At 66.1% G+C, this 17,641-nt stretch carries 14 protein-coding genes; 12 read left to right on the top strand and 2 right to left on the bottom strand.

Annotated features, from left to right (window positions below):
- Nucleotides 1–31: 31 nt before the first annotated feature.
- From FAS41_RS14045 to FAS41_RS14010, 8 genes are all read left to right on the top strand, one after another.
- A complete protein-coding gene (locus FAS41_RS14045; RefSeq protein ID WP_138523204.1) occupies nt 32–1,009 on the top strand; it encodes a dipeptidase in 978 nt (325 codons plus the stop codon).
- A 171-nt stretch (nt 1,010–1,180) separates the two neighbouring features.
- Nucleotides 1,181–1,711, top strand: coding sequence for a 4-vinyl reductase (locus FAS41_RS14040; protein ID WP_138523203.1), 531 nt, complete (start codon nt 1,181–1,183; stop codon nt 1,709–1,711).
- A gap of 74 nt (nt 1,712–1,785) precedes the next feature.
- Complete coding sequence (dgcA, locus tag FAS41_RS14035) at nt 1,786–3,846, top strand: dimethylglycine demethylation protein DgcA (RefSeq protein ID WP_138523201.1); 2,061 nt, start codon at nt 1,786–1,788, stop codon at nt 3,844–3,846.
- A 127-nt stretch (nt 3,847–3,973) separates the two neighbouring features.
- On the top strand, nt 3,974–5,956 hold the full coding sequence (dgcB, locus tag FAS41_RS14030) for a dimethylglycine demethylation protein DgcB (protein ID WP_138523443.1): 1,983 nt from the start codon (nt 3,974–3,976) through the stop codon (nt 5,954–5,956).
- Nucleotides 5,957–6,251: 295 nt separating this feature from the next.
- The gene (gene etfA, locus FAS41_RS14025; RefSeq protein WP_138523199.1) at nt 6,252–7,484 is read left to right on the top strand and encodes an electron transfer flavoprotein subunit alpha; all 1,233 of its coding nucleotides are present in this window, start codon (nt 6,252–6,254) and stop codon (nt 7,482–7,484) included.
- A gap of 98 nt (nt 7,485–7,582) precedes the next feature.
- Entirely contained in the window at nt 7,583–8,359 is a 777-nt protein-coding gene (etfB, locus tag FAS41_RS14020) for an electron transfer flavoprotein subunit beta (RefSeq protein ID WP_138523197.1), read from the top strand.
- Between the two features lie 297 nt (nt 8,360–8,656).
- Nucleotides 8,657–8,887 (top strand): hypothetical protein, encoded by a 231-nt coding sequence (locus tag FAS41_RS14015; protein ID WP_138523195.1) that lies wholly within the window; start codon nt 8,657–8,659, stop codon nt 8,885–8,887.
- Complete coding sequence (locus FAS41_RS14010; protein WP_138523192.1) at nt 8,884–9,180, top strand: cell division protein ZapA; 297 nt, start codon at nt 8,884–8,886, stop codon at nt 9,178–9,180. The genes FAS41_RS14015 and FAS41_RS14010 overlap by 4 nt, the downstream gene beginning before the upstream one ends.
- 496 nt (nt 9,181–9,676) lie before the next feature.
- On the opposite strand, the gene FAS41_RS14005 is transcribed toward FAS41_RS14010, so the two are convergent.
- On the bottom strand, nt 9,677–11,101 hold the full coding sequence (locus FAS41_RS14005) for an aspartate ammonia-lyase (protein ID WP_138523189.1): 1,425 nt from the start codon (nt 11,099–11,101) through the stop codon (nt 9,677–9,679).
- A 211-nt stretch (nt 11,102–11,312) separates the two neighbouring features.
- Between FAS41_RS14005 and FAS41_RS14000 the strand changes: the two genes are divergently transcribed.
- The 4 genes from FAS41_RS14000 to FAS41_RS13985 all read left to right on the top strand — a co-directional run bounded on the left by FAS41_RS14000 (nt 11,313) and on the right by FAS41_RS13985 (nt 16,476).
- Entirely contained in the window at nt 11,313–12,227 is a 915-nt protein-coding gene (locus tag FAS41_RS14000; RefSeq protein WP_045214108.1) for a LysR substrate-binding domain-containing protein, read from the top strand.
- A gap of 119 nt (nt 12,228–12,346) precedes the next feature.
- Nucleotides 12,347–12,934 (top strand): RNA polymerase sigma factor, encoded by a 588-nt coding sequence (locus FAS41_RS13995; RefSeq protein ID WP_246084874.1) that lies wholly within the window; start codon nt 12,347–12,349, stop codon nt 12,932–12,934.
- Nucleotides 12,931–13,935: a FecR family protein gene (locus FAS41_RS13990; protein WP_138523188.1), complete on the top strand. Its 1,005-nt coding sequence runs from the start codon at nt 12,931–12,933 to the stop codon at nt 13,933–13,935. The genes FAS41_RS13995 and FAS41_RS13990 overlap by 4 nt, the downstream gene beginning before the upstream one ends.
- A gap of 114 nt (nt 13,936–14,049) precedes the next feature.
- On the top strand, nt 14,050–16,476 hold the full coding sequence (locus tag FAS41_RS13985) for a TonB-dependent siderophore receptor (RefSeq protein WP_138523186.1): 2,427 nt from the start codon (nt 14,050–14,052) through the stop codon (nt 16,474–16,476).
- Between the two features lie 116 nt (nt 16,477–16,592).
- Here the strand turns inward: FAS41_RS13985 and adhP are convergent, their stop codons facing one another.
- Nucleotides 16,593–17,627, bottom strand: coding sequence for an alcohol dehydrogenase AdhP (gene adhP / locus FAS41_RS13980; protein WP_038803792.1), 1,035 nt, complete (start codon nt 17,625–17,627; stop codon nt 16,593–16,595).
- Between the last annotated feature and the right edge of the window lie 14 nt (nt 17,628–17,641).

Here is a 17,641-nt window from a genome sequence, read left to right as displayed (position 1 = left end):
ACCAGCCTTGCCTGAATAGAGAGACGCCAAGATGAGCCCAGCCGAACTTCACGCCGACAGCATCGTCATCGATGGCCTGATCATCGCCAAGTGGAACCGCGAGCTGTTCGAAGACATGCGCAAGGGCGGCCTGACCGCCGCCAACTGCACCGTGTCGGTGTGGGAAGGTTTCCAGGCGACGGTGAACAACATCGTCTCCAGCAGCAAGCTGATCCGCGACAACAGCGACCTGGTGCAGCAGGTGCGCACTACTGCCGACATCCGCAAGGCCAAGGAACAGGGCAAGACCGGCATCCTCTTCGGCTTCCAGAACGCCCACGCGTTCGAGGACCAGCTGGGCTACGTCGAGGTCTTCAAGCAGCTGGGCGTGGGCATCGTGCAGATGTGCTACAACACCCAGAACCTGGTCGGCACTGGCTGCTACGAGCGCGATGGAGGCCTCTCCGGCTTCGGCCGCGAGATCGTCGCGGAGATGAACCGCGTCGGCATCATGTGCGACCTGTCCCACGTCGGCTCCAAGACGAGCGAGGAAGTCATCCTCGAGTCGAAGAAGCCCGTCACCTATTCCCACTGCCTGCCGTCGGGGCTGAAAGAACACCCGCGCAACAAGTCCGACGCCGAACTGAAGTTCATCGCCGACCACGGCGGCTTCGTCGGCGTGACCATGTTCGCGCCCTTCCTCGCCAAGGGCATCGACTCGACCATCGACGACTACGCCGAAGCCATCGAGTACGTGATGAACATCGTCGGCGAGGACGCCATCGGCATCGGCACCGACTTCACCCAGGGCCACGGCCAGGACTTCTTCGAGTGGCTGACCCACGACAAGGGGTACGCCCGCCGCCTCACCAACTTCGGGAAGATCGTCAACCCGCTGGGCATCCGCACCGTGGGCGAATTCCCCAACCTCACCGAGACCCTGCTCAAGCGCGGCATGCCCGAGCGCGTGGTGCGCAAGGTCATGGGCGAGAACTGGGTGCGCATCCTCGGCGAAGTCTGGGGCGAGTGATTCAACCTCAACAGCGCCCTCTTCCCCCAGCCCCTCTCCCGCAAGCGGGAGAGGGGAGCAGAGCCGCCGGCATGCACCTGAACCTCCGCATGCACGGATAGCTCCCTCTCCCTTCAGGGAGAGGGCTGGGGAGAGGGCAACCGCACACACGAATTCTGGAGTCTTGCCACCATGGCCAAACACGCCCCCGAACTGCCCATCGAAGTCGACAGCGAAACCGGCGTCTGGACCTCCGACGCCCTGCCGATGCTCTACGTACCGCGGCACTTCTTCGTCAACAACCACATGGGTATCGAGGAAGAGCTGGGCGCCGAACGCTACGCCGAAATCCTCTACAAGGCCGGCTACAAGTCCGCCTGGCACTGGTGCGAGAAGGAAGCCGAGTGCCACGGCCTGGTCGGCGTGGAAGTCTTCGAGCACTACATGAAGCGCCTGTCCCAGCGCGGCTGGGGCCTGTTCCAGATCGAGCAGATCGACCTCGACAAGGGCACTGCCCAGGTGCGCCTGAAGCACTCGGCCTTCGTGTACGTCTACGGCAAGGTCAACCGCAAGGTCGACTACATGTTCACCGGCTGGTTCGCCGGCGCCATGGACCAGATCCTCCAGGCGCGCGGCAGCGACATCCGCACCGTGGCCGAGCAGGTCTACAGCGGCGCCGAGGAAGGCCACGACGACGGCCTGTTCGTCGTCAAACCCCTCTGATCCACGACTTCGGCACGGGCGGCCCGAGGGCCGCCAACACAACAAGAAACCTCTGATCCCGTGAGGATGCCGCAATGGCTTTCGAGGCAATGTTCCAGCCGATCCAGATCGGCAAGCTGACCATCCGTAACCGCGTGCTCTCCACCGCTCACGCCGAGGTGTATGCCACCGATGGCGGCATGACCACCGAGCGCTACGTGAAGTACTACGAGGAGAAGGCCAAGGGCGGCATCGGCCTGGCCATCTGCGGCGGTTCCTCCGTGGTCGCCATCGACAGCCCGCAGGAGTGGTGGAGCTCGGTGAACCTCTCCACCGACCGCATCATCCCGCACTTCCAGAACCTCGCCGACGCCATGCACAAGCATGGCGCCAAGATCATGATCCAGATTACCCACATGGGTCGCCGCTCGCGCTGGGACGGCTTCAACTGGCCGACCCTGATGTCGCCCTCGGGCATCCGCGAGCCCGTGCACCGCGCCACCTGCAAGACCATCGAGCCGGAAGAGATCTGGCGCGTGATCGGCAACTACGCGCAGGCGGCGCGCCGGGCGAAGGAGGGCGGCCTGGACGGCGTCGAGCTGTCCGCCGTGCACCAGCACATGATCGACCAGTTCTGGAGCCCGCGCGTCAACAAGCGTACCGATGAGTGGGGCGGCACCTTCGAAGGCCGCATGAAGTTCGGCCTGGAAGTGCTCAAGGCCGTGCGCAAGGAAGTCGGCGACGACTTCTGCGTCGGCATGCGCATCTGCGGTGACGAGTTCCACCCGGACGGCCTCACCCACGACGACATGAAGCAGATCGCCAAGTACTACAGCGATACCGGCATGATCGACTTCATCGGTGTGGTCGGTTCGGGCTGCGACACCCACAACACCCTGGCCAACGTCATCCCGAACATGACCTACCCGCCGGAGCCGTTCCTGCACCTGGCGGCGGGCATCAAGGAAGTGGTCAACGTGCCGGTGCTGCACGCGCAGAACATCAAGGACCCGAACCAGGCCACGCGCATCCTCGAAGGCGGCTACGTGGACATGGTCGGCATGACCCGCGCGCACATCGCCGACCCGCACCTGATCGCCAAGATCAAGATGGGCCAGATCGACCAGATCAAGCAGTGTGTCGGCGCCAACTACTGCATCGACCGCCAGTACCAGGGCCTGGACGTGCTGTGCATCCAGAACGCCGCCACGTCCCGTGAGTACATGGGGGTGCCGCACATCATCGAGAAGACCACCGGCGTGAAGCGCAAGGTCGTGGTCGTCGGTGGTGGCCCGGCGGGCATGGAAGCGGCTCGCGTCGCCGCCGAGCGTGGCCACGACGTCACCCTGTTCGAGAAGAAGGAGCAACTCGGCGGGCAGATCACCACCGCCTCCAAGGCCCCGCAGCGCGACCAGATCGCCGGCATCACCCGCTGGTACCAGCTGGAGCTGGCGCGGCTGAACGTCGACCTGCGACTGGGCACCGGCGCGGACGCCGACACCATCCTGGACCTGCGCCCTGATGTGGTGGTGCTGGCCAACGGCGGCCACCCGTTCCTTGAGCAGAACGAGCACTGGGGCGCTGCCGACGGGCTGGTGGTCAGCAGCTGGGACGTGCTCGACGGCAAAGTGGCGCCGGGCAAGAACGTGCTGGTCTACGACACCATCTGCGAATTCAGCGGCATGTCGGTGGCGGACTTCCTCGCCGACAAGGGTGCCCAGGTCGAGATCGTCACCGACGACATCAAGCCCGGCGTGGCCATCGGCGGCACCACCTTCCCGACCTACTACCGCAGCATGTACCCCAAGGAAGTGATCATGACCGGCGACCTGATGCTGGAAAAGGTCTACCGCGAGGGCGACAAGCTGGTAGCGGTGCTGGAGAACGAATACACCGGCGCCAAAGAGGAGCGGGTGGTCGACCAGATCGTCGTGGAGAACGGCGTGCGTCCGGACGAGAGCCTGTACTACGCGCTCAAGCAGGGCTCGCGCAACAAGGGCCAGATCGACGTCGAGGCGCTGTTCGCCATCAAGCCGCAGCCGTGCCTGAGCGAGCCAGGCGATGGCTACCTGCTGTTCCGCATCGGCGACTGCGTGGCCCAGCGCAACACCCATGCGGCGATCTATGACGCCTTGAGGCTGTGCAAGGACTTCTAACGCCTCCGTAGGATGGGTGGAGCCTGCGATACCCATCGATTGTCGAGGCAGCATGGGTATCGCTGCGCTCCACCCATCCTACGGCCGTCCCGCACCGACTCCGGTCCCTGCGAGGAGACCCATGACAATGCTCAACATCATCCTCCCCATCCTGCTCTTCAGCGCCCTCGGCCTCGCCGTGCTGGGCGCCGTGAAGCGCTTTGCGATGTGGCGCCGTGGCCGGCCCGCCGAGGTCGACTGGGTTGGCGGCCTGCTGAAGATGCCGCGCCGCTACCTGGTGGACCTGCACCACGTGGTCGAGCGCGACAAGTACATGTCGAAAACCCACGTGGCCACCGCTGGCGGCTTCGTCGCCGCCGCGCTGCTGGCGATCCTGGTGCATGGTTTCGGCCTGCACAGCCGCATCCTCGGCTTCGCCCTGCTGGCCGCCACTGCGCTGATGTTCTGCGGCGCTCTGTTCGTCGCCAAGCGCCGCCTCGATCCGCCGTCGCGGCTGTCAAAGGGCCCGTGGATGCGTCTGCCGAAAAGCCTGCTGATGTTCTCGGCGAGCTTCTTCATCGCCACCCTGCCGGTGGCAGGCATCCTGCCGGAAGGCTTCGGCGGTTGGTTCCTCGCGGCCATCCTCGCCGTCGGCGTGGCCTGGGGCGTGTCCGAGCTGTTCTTCGGCATGACCTGGGGCGGGCCGATGAAGCACGCCTTCGCCGGCGCCCTGCACCTGGCCTGGCACCGTCGCGCCGAACGCTTCGGTGGCGGCCGCTCCACCGGTCTGAAGCCGCTGGACTTGCAGGACCCCATGGCGCCGCTAGGCGTCGAGAAACCTACCGACTTCACCTGGAACCAGTTGCTCGGCTTCGACGCCTGCGTGCAGTGCGGCAAGTGCGAGGCCATGTGCCCGGCCTTCGCCGCCGGCCAGCCGCTGAACCCGAAGAAACTTATCCAGGACATGGTCATCGGCCTGGCCGGTGGCAGCGACGCCAACTTCGCCGGCTCGCCTTACCCATCCCTTGACGGCAGCGGTAAACCCCTGGGCGAACACAGCGGCGGCCCGCACCAGCCGATCGTCGCGCTGGACGGCAAGGCGCTGGTGGATGCCGAGACCCTCTGGTCCTGCACCACCTGCCGCGCCTGCGTCGAGGAATGCCCGATGATGATCGAGCACGTCGACGCCATCGTCGACATGCGCCGCCACCTCACCCTGGAAAAGGGCGCGACCCCGAACAAGGGCGCCGAGGTGTTGGAAAACCTCATCGCCACCGACAACCCCGGCGGCTTTGCGCCCGGTGGGCGGCTGAACTGGGCGGCGGACCTGAACCTGCCACTGCTGGCCGACAAGCAGCAGACCGATGTGCTGTTCTGGGTTGGCGACGGCGCCTTCGACATGCGCAACCAGCGCACCCTGCGCTCCTTCGTGAAGATACTCAAGGCCGCCAACGTCGACTTTGCCGTGCTCGGCCTGGAAGAGCGCGACAGCGGCGACGTGGCTCGCCGCCTGGGTGACGAAGCCACCTTCCAGACCCTGGCCAAACGCAATATCGCCACCCTGGCCCAGTACCGCTTCAAGCGCATCGTCAGCTGCGACCCGCACAGCTTCCACGTGCTCAAGAACGAGTACGGCGCATTGGGCGGCGACTACCAGGTGCTGCACCACACCACCTTCATCGATGAACTGGTGCAGAAGGGATCGCTGAACCTCGGCCAGAGCAAGGCCGGCAGCGTGACCTACCACGACCCGTGCTACCTCGGCCGCTACAACGGCGAATACGAAGCTCCACGTGCTGTGCTCAAGGCCATCGGCATCGAGGTCAAGGAGATGGCCCGCTCCGGCTTCCGCTCGCGTTGCTGCGGCGGTGGCGGCGGCGCGCCGATTACCGACATCCCCGGCAAGCAGCGGATTCCCGACATGCGCATGGCCGACATCAAGGAAACCGGCGCCGAGCTGGTGGCCGTGGGCTGCCCGCAGTGCACCGCGATGCTTGAAGGCGTGGTCGCACCGCGCCCGGAAATCAAGGACATCGCCGAACTGGTTGCCGAGGTCCTCATCGAGGCCACCGAGGTGCCGGCAAAAAAGCCCTCGCTGGCGCGCCGTGAAGCAGCGGTGGAGGTGCAGTGATGAGAGCGTCGTCCTTCGCATTAAATCCAGTGCTGGCTGTGAGTCCGCAGGCCCTCTCCCTAACCCTGGCTGAGCGCCCCGCTCCGAAGGTAGAGGGGACCGTTCGTGCGGCGGCGGATCGCAGCTTCAGCTGGGTATCACACTGCACCGAATTGTCCGCAAGCGCTATTACCCGTAGGGCAGCACGGATAGCTCCCTCTCCCTTCAGGGAGAGGGCGGGGGGAGAGGGTAGCCCGAGCGTCAATACCAACACGTTCGCTCCTGCACAGAATTTGTTCGCCCTGGAGACCCAGTCATGAGCGACATCATCCGCCGCGACCCGCGCGCCGAATGGATCGCCCGCAACCGCCTGCACCCGCTGCACGCGGCGATGCAGTCGGCCCAGGGCGGCGAAACCCGCTGGATGGGCCCCAACGGTGTGGTCCGCAAGAATCCCCATGCAGTCGGCTTCATCGGCCCCAATGGCGTCAAACGAATCGACCGCTCCGGTGGCCAGCAGGGCACCGGCGGCAAGCGCAGCAGCGCGCCGGAAGTGGTGCAGCTGCCGCTGGTGACCGTCGAACAACCGGCGTTCTTCATCGCCGTGGTGCCGGACATGGTCGGCGGCCGCCTTTCCAGCCACGACCGCGATCTGCTGGGCTTGGCTCGCAAGCTTGCCGGTAGTGACGGCGCGGTGCTGGCCGTGGTGTTCGGCGAGCACAAGGAAAGCGCCTTCGACACAGCTGGCATCGACCGTCTGCTGCAGGTCGAAGGCAATGAGTACGACGGCTACGCCCCGGAACAACGGGTGCTGGCGCTGCGTTCGGCGAACAGCCAGTTCGCCCCGCGCCACTGGCTGCTGCCCGACAGCCGCAGCGGCGGTGGCGAGCTGGGCCGCCGGTTGGCCGCGAGCCTGGGCGAACGCCCGGCGACCCGCGTCTGGCAGGCCGAAGGTGAGCGCTGCGTCGGCCGTGCCGGCGCCGGCCAGCAGGACCTGCACCGCGAGCTGCCACGCCTGATCCTCGCCGCCGCAGAGTGCGCCGAGCCGGTCAGTGAAACCCGCCATGAAGCCCGTGCGGTCGAACTGGATTCCAGTGTCGCGCGCAACATCCCGCGCATCGAAGACCTCGGCCCGGTTGCCGTGGACCCGGCGCAGATTCCCATGGCCGAAGCGGAATTCATCCTCTCCGGCGGCAATGGTGTGAAGGACTGGGACCTGTTCCATCGCGCCGCCGTCGCCCTCGGTGCCACCGAAGGCGCGTCTCGCGTGGCGGTGGACGACGGCCATATGCCGCGCGCGCGCCAGGTCGGCGCCACCGGTACCTGGGTCACCGCACGGGTCTATCTGGCGGTCGGCATTTCCGGGGCGATCCAGCACCTGCAGGGCATCGGCTCCTGCGACAAGGTGGTGGCGATCAACCTGGACCCGGGCTGCGACATGATCAAACGCGCCGATCTCTCGGTGATCGGCGATTCCACGGCGATCCTCAAGGCACTGATGGCCCTGGCCGAAGCGCATCGCAATGGAGCCGCGCGCGATGCGGCCTGAACCTGGACTGCTCTTCGTAGGAGCGAGCTTGCTCGCGAACCTGCCAAGCCAAAAGCTTCGCGAGCAAACTCGCTCCTACACCGTTCCGGAGGTGTCTGATGAATGACATGAACATCGTCGCCCTGGTTTCCATCGGCGCCCACCCGGCGTCCGGCCGTGCGCGTCGCGCTGAACAGGATGCCCGCGCGGTAGAGCTGGGCATGAGCCTCGCCGGCAAGCGCCTGCGCGTGGTGCATGCCGGCGACGCAGGAGAAGAAGCGCTGCGCGGCTACCTCGGCATGGGCCTGGACGAGCTGGCGGTGCTGGAACAGCCCGCTGGCGCCGACGCCTTGCCGGCGCTGGCGGCCTATCTGGGCGACAGCGATGCGCAACTGGTCCTCACCGGCACCCAGGCGGAAACCGGCGAAGGCTCCGGCATGCTGCCATTCCTGCTGGCCGAGCGTCTGGGCTGGCCGCTGGTGGTTGGCCTGGCGGAAGTGGAGAAGGTGGAAGGGGGCAGCGCCCAGGTGCTGCAGGCCTTGCCCCGTGGCCAGCGCCGCCGGCTGAAGGTGCGCCTGCCCTTCGTCGCCAGCGTCGACAACGCCGCTCCGGTGGCACGCCAGAGCGCTTTCGGCCCGGCGCGCCGGGGATATCTCGAGGCTCACGAAGTGGAAGTGGTGGACGACCCGCTGCTGGCCGAAGGCAATCTGCAACCGGCGCGCCCGCGTCCCAAGCGCCTGAAGGTGATCAAGGCCAAGACCGGTGCCGAGCGCATGAAGGCCGCCACTGCCAAGGCCTCCGGCGGTACCGGGCAGGTGCTCAAGGACGTCACCCCCGAGGCGGGCGCCGAGGCGATCTTCAAGCTGCTGCGAGAGGAAGGTGTGATCCGCGTCTGACCTCATGGCTTTGGTAGGAGCGAGCTTGCTCGCGAACCATGCATCGCAGAGGAGGTTGTTCGCGAGCAAGCTCGCTCCTACAGGATTCTTCACCATCGGCGCGGCAGCGAACCTTGATGGCGAATTTCCGGTCGAAATTACACGGGTGGTCGGAAATTATTGAAATAACACGAGAATTATCTCGTAAGCTATTGAATTGACAGCATACTGCTTGTCAGAAGATTCCCGTTTCTGCTGGCCCCGCCGCGCCCCTTTCTTTATCCTCCGCACCCTTTGAAAGGCTTTGCGGAGGCTCCCATGCTCGATTCCACCCTCGAACAGCTTGAACAACTGGTCGCCGAACTGCTGCAGCAGAACGAAGTGCTGGTGCAGGACAACGCCACTGTGCGTGAAGAACTGCTCAAGGCCCGTGAGGAAAACGACAGCCTGCAGCTGTCCCTGATGGAACAGGAAGAGAAGCACAACGCCACGGCCACCCGCCTGCAGGCGCTGATCCGCCGCGTCAGCGACAGCCGCACCCACGCATGAGTGGCGACGGCGTCCGCGTCCTGCGCATCCTCGGGCGCGACTACAGCGTCCGGGCGCCGGCCGGTGAAGAGCGCCGGCTGCAGGACGCGGCCGCGCTGTTGCAGGCGGAGATCACCGCCAGCAAGAAGAAATTCCCCTACGTCACCAGCAATGAGCTGATGGTGCTTTCCGCGCTCAACCTCTGTGCCCGCCAGCTCGGCGCGCAGGACGAGGAGTGCGACGAGGCGGACGCCGTGGAGCGTATCGCCGCCCTCAACCGGCGGATTCTCGATCACCTGCAACGGCAGGATTGATCTCCGCGCGTCTCTTTTCGCAGTTCAGGCTGATCGCGGGCTGAGTCCTCTCCTGCGCAGCCCATCTCTGCCGGGGCGCTACAGGTTCGCCCGGCCTAACTCCGTGCCTGGGCTTTTCCCCTCACCCCAGCCCTCTCCCTCAGGGAGAGGGCAGATCCTGCCGACTGACGCTGAGGTTTCACCCTGCTCCGAACGGTCCCCTCTCCCCCTGGGAGAGGGTTGGGGTGAGGGCTGAACCGAGTGCAGAGCTATCCGTCCGAGATGTTCTTCGCCGTGCCTAAATCGCAGGCAAAAAAAGGGGACACCGGGGTAAGCGGTGTCCCTTCTAAAGGAGAGTGGGCCGGAAGGCCCCTCAACCGGTGAGACGTGGCGCTTCGGACAAGTCCGCCGCGCCGGGCATAAAAGAAGGGATCGGGGGTAACCAATCCCTGAAAGGTGAGGGAGGAATACTCCCCCTCAACCGGTGAGACGTGCCCGGCTCGCGCCGGGCGGATGATCAGGCGCGCAGCGGAATCAGGCGCGGGGCGATCATGTTTTCCGGCAGCAGGATGTCGGCCAGGGTGGCTTCGTCCAGCAGCTTCTCCTCGCGAACCAGTTCCAGTACGCCGCGGCCGGTCTCCAGCGCGATCTTGGCGATGCGGGTGGAGTTCTCGTAGCCGATGTACGGGTTCAGCGCAGTGACCAGGCCGATGCTGTGCTCCACCAGCTGGTGGCAGCGCTCGACGTTGGCGGTGATGCCGGTGATGCAATGCTCGCGCAGCATGTCCATGGCGCGCTGGAGCAGGCGGATCGAGTCGAAGATCTTGTAGGCGATCAGCGGCTCCATCACGTTCAGCTGCAGCTGGCCGCCTTCGGCCGCGATGGTCAGCGCCAGGTCGTTGCCCATGATTTCGAAGGCGCACATGTTCACGGCCTCCGGGATCACCGGGTTGACCTTGCCCGGCATGATCGAGCTGCCCGGCTGGCGCGGCGGCAGGTTGATCTCGTTGATGCCGGTGCGCGGGCCGCTGGACAACAGGCGCAGGTCGTTGCAGATCTTCGACAGCTTGACCGCGGTGCGCTTGAGCATGCCGGAGAACAGCACGAAGGCGCCCATGTCGGAGGTGGCTTCGATCAGGTCGGCGGCCGGGACGACCGGGTGGCCGCTGATTTGCGCCAGGCGCTCGACGGCCAGCTTCTGGTAGCCGGGGTCGGCGTTGATGCCGGTGCCGATGGCGGTGCCGCCGAGGTTCACTTCGGTCAGCAGCTCTGGCGCCAGGCGACGCAGGCGGTCGAGGTCTTCGCCCAGGGTGGTGGCGAAGGCGTGGAATTCCTGGCCGAGGGTCATCGGCACCGCGTCCTGCAGCTGGGTACGGCCCATCTTCAGTACGTCGGCGAACTCGACGCCCTTGGCGGCGAAGGCCTGGATCAGGCTGTCGAGGCTGGCCAGCAGGGTGTCATGGCCGAGCAGCAGGCCCAGGCGGATGGCGGTCGGGTACGCGTCGTTGGTCGACTGCGCCATGTTCACATCGTTGTTCGGGTGCAGGTACTTGTACTCACCCTTGGCATGGCCCATGGCTTCCAGCGCGATGTTCGCGATCACTTCGTTCGCGTTCATGTTGGTGGAAGTGCCGGCGCCACCCTGGATCATGTCCACCACGAACTGGTCGTGGAAGTCGCCACGGATCAGGCGGGCGCAGGCCTCGCTGATGGCAGCGTGCTTCTCGTTCGACAGGTGGCCAAGCTTGTGGTTGGCATCAGCTGCCGCCTGCTTGACCATCGCCAGGCCTACGACCAGCTTCGGGTAGTGCGACAGCGGCACGCCCGAAAGGCGGAAGTTGTTCACAGCGCGCAGGGTCTGGATGCCGAAGTAGGCGTCAGAAGGTACTTCGAGGGTGCCGAGGAGGTCTTTCTCGATGCGGAACGATGCAACAGGGGACATGACGGGGATTGTCTCAGGGAAACACGGCCAGTGCCGCGATGCCCGGTAGACTAGGGTTTTCGCCTTTCGTCGGCCAATGCTGTTAAAGGCTGCCTCATGCACGAACGGCATAATGTACCCTGTGACGAATTGATGACGGCGAGCGTATGACTGTGCTACGCGCGCCCGGCTCCTGACCAATCGATCAGTGCGTGACCGCGTTGGAGTTGACGTGAACCTCGAGACCAAATGGCTGGAAGACTTCAGCACCCTGGCCACCACCCGCAGTTTTTCCCAGGCCGCTGAAAAGCGCTTCGTTACCCAGCCAGCGTTCAGCCGGCGCATTCGTAGCCTGGAGGATGCCCTCGGCCTGACCCTGGTGAACCGCCAGCGCACGCCCATCGAGCTGACCGAGGCCGGCCAGCTGTTCCTGGTCACCGCCCGCGCGGTGGTCGAGCAGTTGGGCCAGGTAGTACGCCATCTGCACCACCTGGAAGGTGGGCAGGGCGAGGTGCTGCAGTTCGCCGCCGCGCACTCCCTGGCGCTGGGCTTCTTCCCGGCGTGGATCTCGCGCTTGCGCTCCGAGGGCCTGAACATCGCCAGCCGCCTGGTGGCGACCAACGTCGGCGAAGCGGTGCACCTGCTGCGCGAAGGCGGCTGCGACCTGATGATGGCCTTCTATGACCCGGACGCCGCCCTGCAGATGGACCCGGAAGTCTTCCCTTCGCTGCACCTGGGGCGTACCGAGATGCTGCCGGTGTGCGCGGTAAACTCCGCCGGTGTGCCGCTCTACGACCTCGACAGTGGGCAGAGTGTGCCGCTGCTGGCCTACAGCGCTGGTGCCTTCCTCGGTCGTGGCGTCAACCTGCTGCTGCGCCAGCGCAACCTGCGCTACACCACCGTCTATGAGACGGCGATGGCCGACAGCCTTAAAAGCATGGCACTGCAAGGCATGGGCGTGGCCTGGGTGCCGCGCCTGAGCATGGAGTCCGAGCTGGCGCGCGGCGAGCTGGCGCTGTGCGGCGGCCCGCACTGGATCGTCCCGCAGGAAATCCGCCTGTACCGCTGCGCCCTGGTGCGCAAGGCGCAGATTCGCCTGCTGTGGCGCAAGCTGGAAGGCGGCCTGGGGCTGGACGAGACGCCCTGAGGGCGAGACGGACGATCGGGGCTGTTCCGTTTATTTGATAAGCATTATCATTTGCGACTTTCCAGGGTCTTCCCCTCGCGCCGGCTTCGGTGCGGACCGCTGGCGAGCACGCACCCCCGATGTCCCATTCCGACCGCCCGGCCGAGCCCTGCGCGGCGGACGCCACGGCGTCCGCCGAATCGCTGCCGCGCGAGGATTTCCTGCAGGTGTTCCTCTCCCAGCGCCCGCGCATGGAAGCCCTGGTGCAGCGCCGCGTCGGCTGCCGCGCCACCGCGGCGGACCTGGTGCAGGACCTCTTCCTGCGCTTCTGGAAGCGTCCGCAGGCGCCGGTGGAAGAGCTCGGCAGCTACCTGCTGCGCAGTGCGCGCAACCTCGCCATTGATCACCTGCGCGGTGAGGACTCACGCGGCCGCACCCTGAGCGCGCTGCTGCCGGATGACGACGATGCGCAGCCATCGCCCGAACAGGCGGTGCAGGCCGGAGCCGAACTGGACCTCGTAGAAAGTGCCCTGCGCCAGTTGCCCGAACGCACCCGCCATATCTTCCTGCTCAGCCGCGTGCACGGCCGCACCTACGGCGAGATCGCCACGGCCATGGGGCTTTCACAGAGCGCGGTGGAAAAACATATGATGCGCGCCCTCGATGCCTGCAAGGCGAGTCTCGAACTTGCCGCGCCGGCTACTCGCCGTGGAGCCGCCGACCGATGAAGCCCGATATTGCCACCTCGCCCGAGGACGCCCAGCGCCAGGCGCGCCAGTGGCTGCTGCGTCTGAACGACGCCGGCGGGGGCGCGTGGATGGGCGCCTTCCAGGCGTGGCTGTCGGCTGACCCGCTACATGCCCGTGCCTATGCCGAAGTCGATGCGCTCTGGCAGGCGAGTGCCACGCCGGCGCAGCGATTGGCGGCGGAAGAGGGCGATGCATTGAGCGCCTATCTGGCCGCGATGGACCGCCCCGCGTCTCGTCGCCCGCAAAGTAACCACCGACGCTGGACCTACCCGCTGGCCAGCGCCGCCTGCCTGCTGCTGATGCTCTGGGCGGGTGGCTGGTGGAAGCCGGCTAACTGGCTGACGGACTTCTCCGCCGATTATGTCAGCGCACCGGGCGAGGTGAAGGAAATCGCCCTGGCTGACGGCTCGCGCCTGACCCTGGACGCCGACAGCGCCATCGCCGTCTCCCTGGACGGCGAACAACGCCGCGTCGAGTTGTTGCGCGGCGCCGCTTCCTTTGCCGTGAAGCATCTGCCCAGGCCCTTCGTGGTGCGTGCCGGTGAAGGCGAGGCGCGGGTCTTGGGTACCGAATTCGAAGTCCGTCGCCTGGGTGAGCAGACCCGTGTCACCGTCGCCGAAGGCCGCGTCTCGGTGCGTGGCAGCCACGCGGCGGGCGCGCCGGAAGTGGTGCTCGGCGCGGGCGAGCGCGTCGGCATCGACGGCACCAGACTGGGCGAGGCCCAGCCCGCCGATGCCCAGGCTGCACTGGCCTGGCGCCAGGGTTGGCTCACCTTCTACCGCGCGCCGCTGGGCGAGGTACTGGAGCGCCTGGGCACTTACTACCCGGGGCGCATCGTGCTGCTCGATCAAGAGCTGGCGCAGCGCCGGGTCAGCGGCAGTTTCCGCAGCGCGGACCCGCAGGCCGCGCTGGATTCGCTGCAGGCGGTGGTGGGCTTCCGCCAGCAGCCGCTGCTTGGGCGCTTCGTGCTGATTCGCTGAGCGCGAAAAATATTTTCGAAAAAGGGTGAGGTACCGAGGCGGCTGCTCCGTGTAGTGGTCATGAATGCGATTTATTCGCATGTGTAATCGACCTTTCGAGCAAGTGAGCCCCCGATGACCCCGCTGCGCCGCGCTGTTCCCGAACTGTCCCTGAAACCTCTCGCCGTCTTCATGCTCGGTGCCGCCCTGGCTGCCGCCCAGGCTCCGGTTGTGCTGGCCGCAGAGGCTGTAACCAGCCCGGCACTGCAGGCGCGGTTCGGCTTTTCCATCGTGGCCCAGCCGCTGCCCCAGGCGCTCAGCGAGTTCAGCCGGGTGACCGGCCTCAGCGTGGTCTACACCGATGAGGCACCCTACGACCTCAAGGCCCCGGCAGTTTCCGGCCAGCTCAGCGCCAACGACGCGCTGAACCGTCTGCTCGCTGGTTCCGGCTACCGCTTCCGCGCCCTCGACGGCCGCACCCTGACCCTGGAGCGTCTGCCGGCCGACACCCTCAGCCTCACCGACACCACTGTCACCGGGCAGGCAGCCTCCACCAGCTACCAGCCGGCGCCAGTGGCCTCCATCGGCCGCACCGACACGCCGGTGCTGGAAACCCCGCAGAGCATCGTCACCGTGCCGGCCCAGGCGCTGCGCGACCAGAAGCCGCGCAACCTCGACGACGCGCTGGGCAACATCAGTGGCGTGACCCAGGCCAACACCCTCGGCGGCACCCAGGACGCGGTGATGAAGCGCGGCTTCGGTGACAACCGCGACGGCTCGATCATGCGCGATGGGCTGCCCTCTGTGCTGGGCCGCAACCTCACCGCCACTGCCGATCATGTCGAAGTGCTCAAGGGCCCGGCTTCGCTGCTCTACGGCATCCAGGACCCGGGTGGTGTGGTCAACGTGGTGAGCAAGAAGCCACAGTTGCAGCAGTACAACGCCGTCACCCTGCGTGGCTCGACCTATGCCCATGGCAAGCAGGGCAGCGGTGCGCAGATCGACACCACCGGCCCGCTGGGCGAGACGAACCTGGCCTACCGGCTGATCGTCGATCACCAGGACGAGAACTACTGGCGCAACTTCGGTCAGCAGCGCGAAACGCTGGTTGCACCCTCACTGGCGTGGTTCGGCGAGGACACCACGGTCAACCTCAGCTACGAACATCGCGAGTTCAAGACGCCGTTCGACCGTGGCACTGCCATCGACCCGCGTACCAACAAGCCGCTGGATATTCCGCGCACGCGCCGCCTGGACGAGCCGTTCAACATCACCGAGGGCCGCTCCGACCTGACCCGGCTGGACGTCGAGCACCGCATCGACGATGCCTGGAAGGCGCACTTCGCCTACGGCTGGACCCGCGAGACCTACGACGACAATCAGGCCCGCGTCACCAAGGTCAACAGCAACGGCACCTTGACCCGCCGTACCGACGCGACCCGTGGCGCGGTGAGCAGCGACAGCTTCGCCACTGCCGGCCTGAACGGCGACCTGCAACTGGGCGGTTTTCGCCACGAGCTGACCTTCGGCATCGACAGCGAGAAGCGCAAGATCTACCGCGCCGACCTGATCCGCGACACGAAGAACACCACCTTCAACTACCTCGATCCGGTCTACGGGCAGATTTCCCCGGCCACGGCGGTCAGCTCAGGTGACAGCGACCAGACCGACAAGCTGCGCAGCGATTCGCTGTTCCTGCAGGATTCCTGGCACCTGGATGACCACTGGATCCTCGTCGCCGGCGGGCGCTACCAGATGTACGACCAGTACGCCGGGCGCGGCCGGCCGTTCAAGGCCAATACCGACATCAGCGGGCAGAAGTGGGTGCCGCGCGCCGGGGTGATCTACAAGATCAACGACGAGATGTCGCTTTACGGCAGCTACACCCAGTCGTTCAAGCCCAACTCCACCATTGCGCCGCTCTCCACCGGCGAGGTCATCGACTCGGCGATCCAGCCGGAAGAGGCGACCTCCTGGGAGATCGGCGGCAAGCTCGACATCCCCGGCCGCGTGACCGCGAACCTGGCGTTCTTCGATATCCGCAAGCGCAACGTGATGGTCACCCAGCTCGACGCCAACGGCGACAGCCGCGTCAGTACCGCCGGCAAGGTGCGCTCCTATGGCGCGGAGCTGGACGTGACCGGGCAATTGACCGAGAACTGGAGCCTGATCGGCAGCTACGCCTGGCTGGACGCGGAAGTGACCGAAGACCCGGAGCTGGAAGGCAACCGCCTGCAGAACGTGGCCAAGGAAACGGCCTCGCTGGCAGCGGTGTATGACGCTGGTTCGATCTTCGGCGGCGACAACCTGCGCCTGGGCGGCGGCCCGCGCTACGTCGGCAAGCGCGCGGGCGACCCGGCCAACTCCTTCGAGCTGCCGTCCTATACCGTCACCGATGCCTTCGCCAGCTACGACACGAAGCTCGGTGGCCACAACGTCGGCTTCCAGTTCAACGTGAAGAACCTGTTCGATCGCACCTACTACCCGTCGGCGGCGAACAACCTCTACGTCGCCGTCGGCGAGCCGCGGCAGTTCGAGATTTCGACGACGGTAGAGTTCTGAGGCTGAGGCCGGACGCTTTTGTAGGATGGGTGGAGCGCAGCGATACCCATGCAGCCAACGCCGCCATTGATGGGTATCGCTGCGCTCCACGCCATCCTGCACAGAGCCTGGTGCGCTTACATCTCGACGACGATCCGCCCTTCGATCTGCCCGGCACGCATCCGATCAAGGATGGCGTTGATGTCATCCAGCTTGCCGGCGGCGACAGTGGCCTTCACCAAGCCTTCGCCGGCGAAGTCCAGGGCTTCCTGCAGGTCCGCGCGGGTGCCGACGATGGAGCCGGTGATGTGCAGGCCCTTGAGCACCACGTCGAAGATCGGCGTGGGGAAGTCGCCCGGCGGCAGGCCGACCAGCGACACGGTGCCACCGCGGCGGGCCATGCCGATGCCCTGGCCGAAGGCACTGTTGGACACGGCGGTGACGACCACGCCGTGGGCGCCGCCGATATCGCGTTGCACCACTTCGACCGGGTCTTCCTTCTTCGCATTGACGGTCAGGCTGGCGCCGAGCTTGCGCGCCAGTTCCAGCTTCGCGTCGTCGACATCCACGGCCACCACGTGCAGGCCCATGGCCTTGGCGTACTGCACGGCGACGTGGCCCAGGCCACCGATGCCGGAGATCGCCACCCACTGGCCAGGGCGTGCCTCGGTTTCCTTCAGTGCCTTGTAGACCGTGACGCCTGCGCAAAGAATCGGCGCAATCTCGGTGAAGCCGACATTCTTCGGCAGGATGCCGACATAGTTCGGGTCCGCCAGCACGTATTCGGCATAGCCGCCGTTCACCGAGTAGCCGGTGTTCTGCTGGCTCTCGCAGAGAGTCTCCCAGCCGGTCAGGCAGTGCTCGCAGCAGCCGCAGGCGGTGTACAGCCAGGGTACGCCGACGCGATCGCCTTCCTTCACGCGGGTCACGCCGGCACCCACGGCAGCGACGAAGCCGACGCCTTCATGGCCGGGAATGAACGGCAGGCTGGGCTTCACCGGCCAGTCACCTTCGGCGGCGTGCAGGTCGGTATGGCAGACGCCGGAGGCCTCGATCTTCACCAGGATCTGCCCGGGGCCGGGCAGCGGGACTTTGACTTCCTCGATCCGCAGCGGCTCGCCAAAGGCGTGGACGACGGCGGCTTTCATGGTCGTGGGCAGGGTCGTGGACATTGCGCTCGCTCCTT

Origin of the sequence: Pseudomonas nicosulfuronedens (genome assembly GCF_005877905.1) — a bacterium.
Lineage (GTDB): Bacteria > Pseudomonadota > Gammaproteobacteria > Pseudomonadales > Pseudomonadaceae > Pseudomonas > Pseudomonas nicosulfuronedens.
The sequence above is the reverse complement of the archived record's forward strand: the minus strand, read 5'-3'. Positions and strand labels throughout refer to the sequence as shown.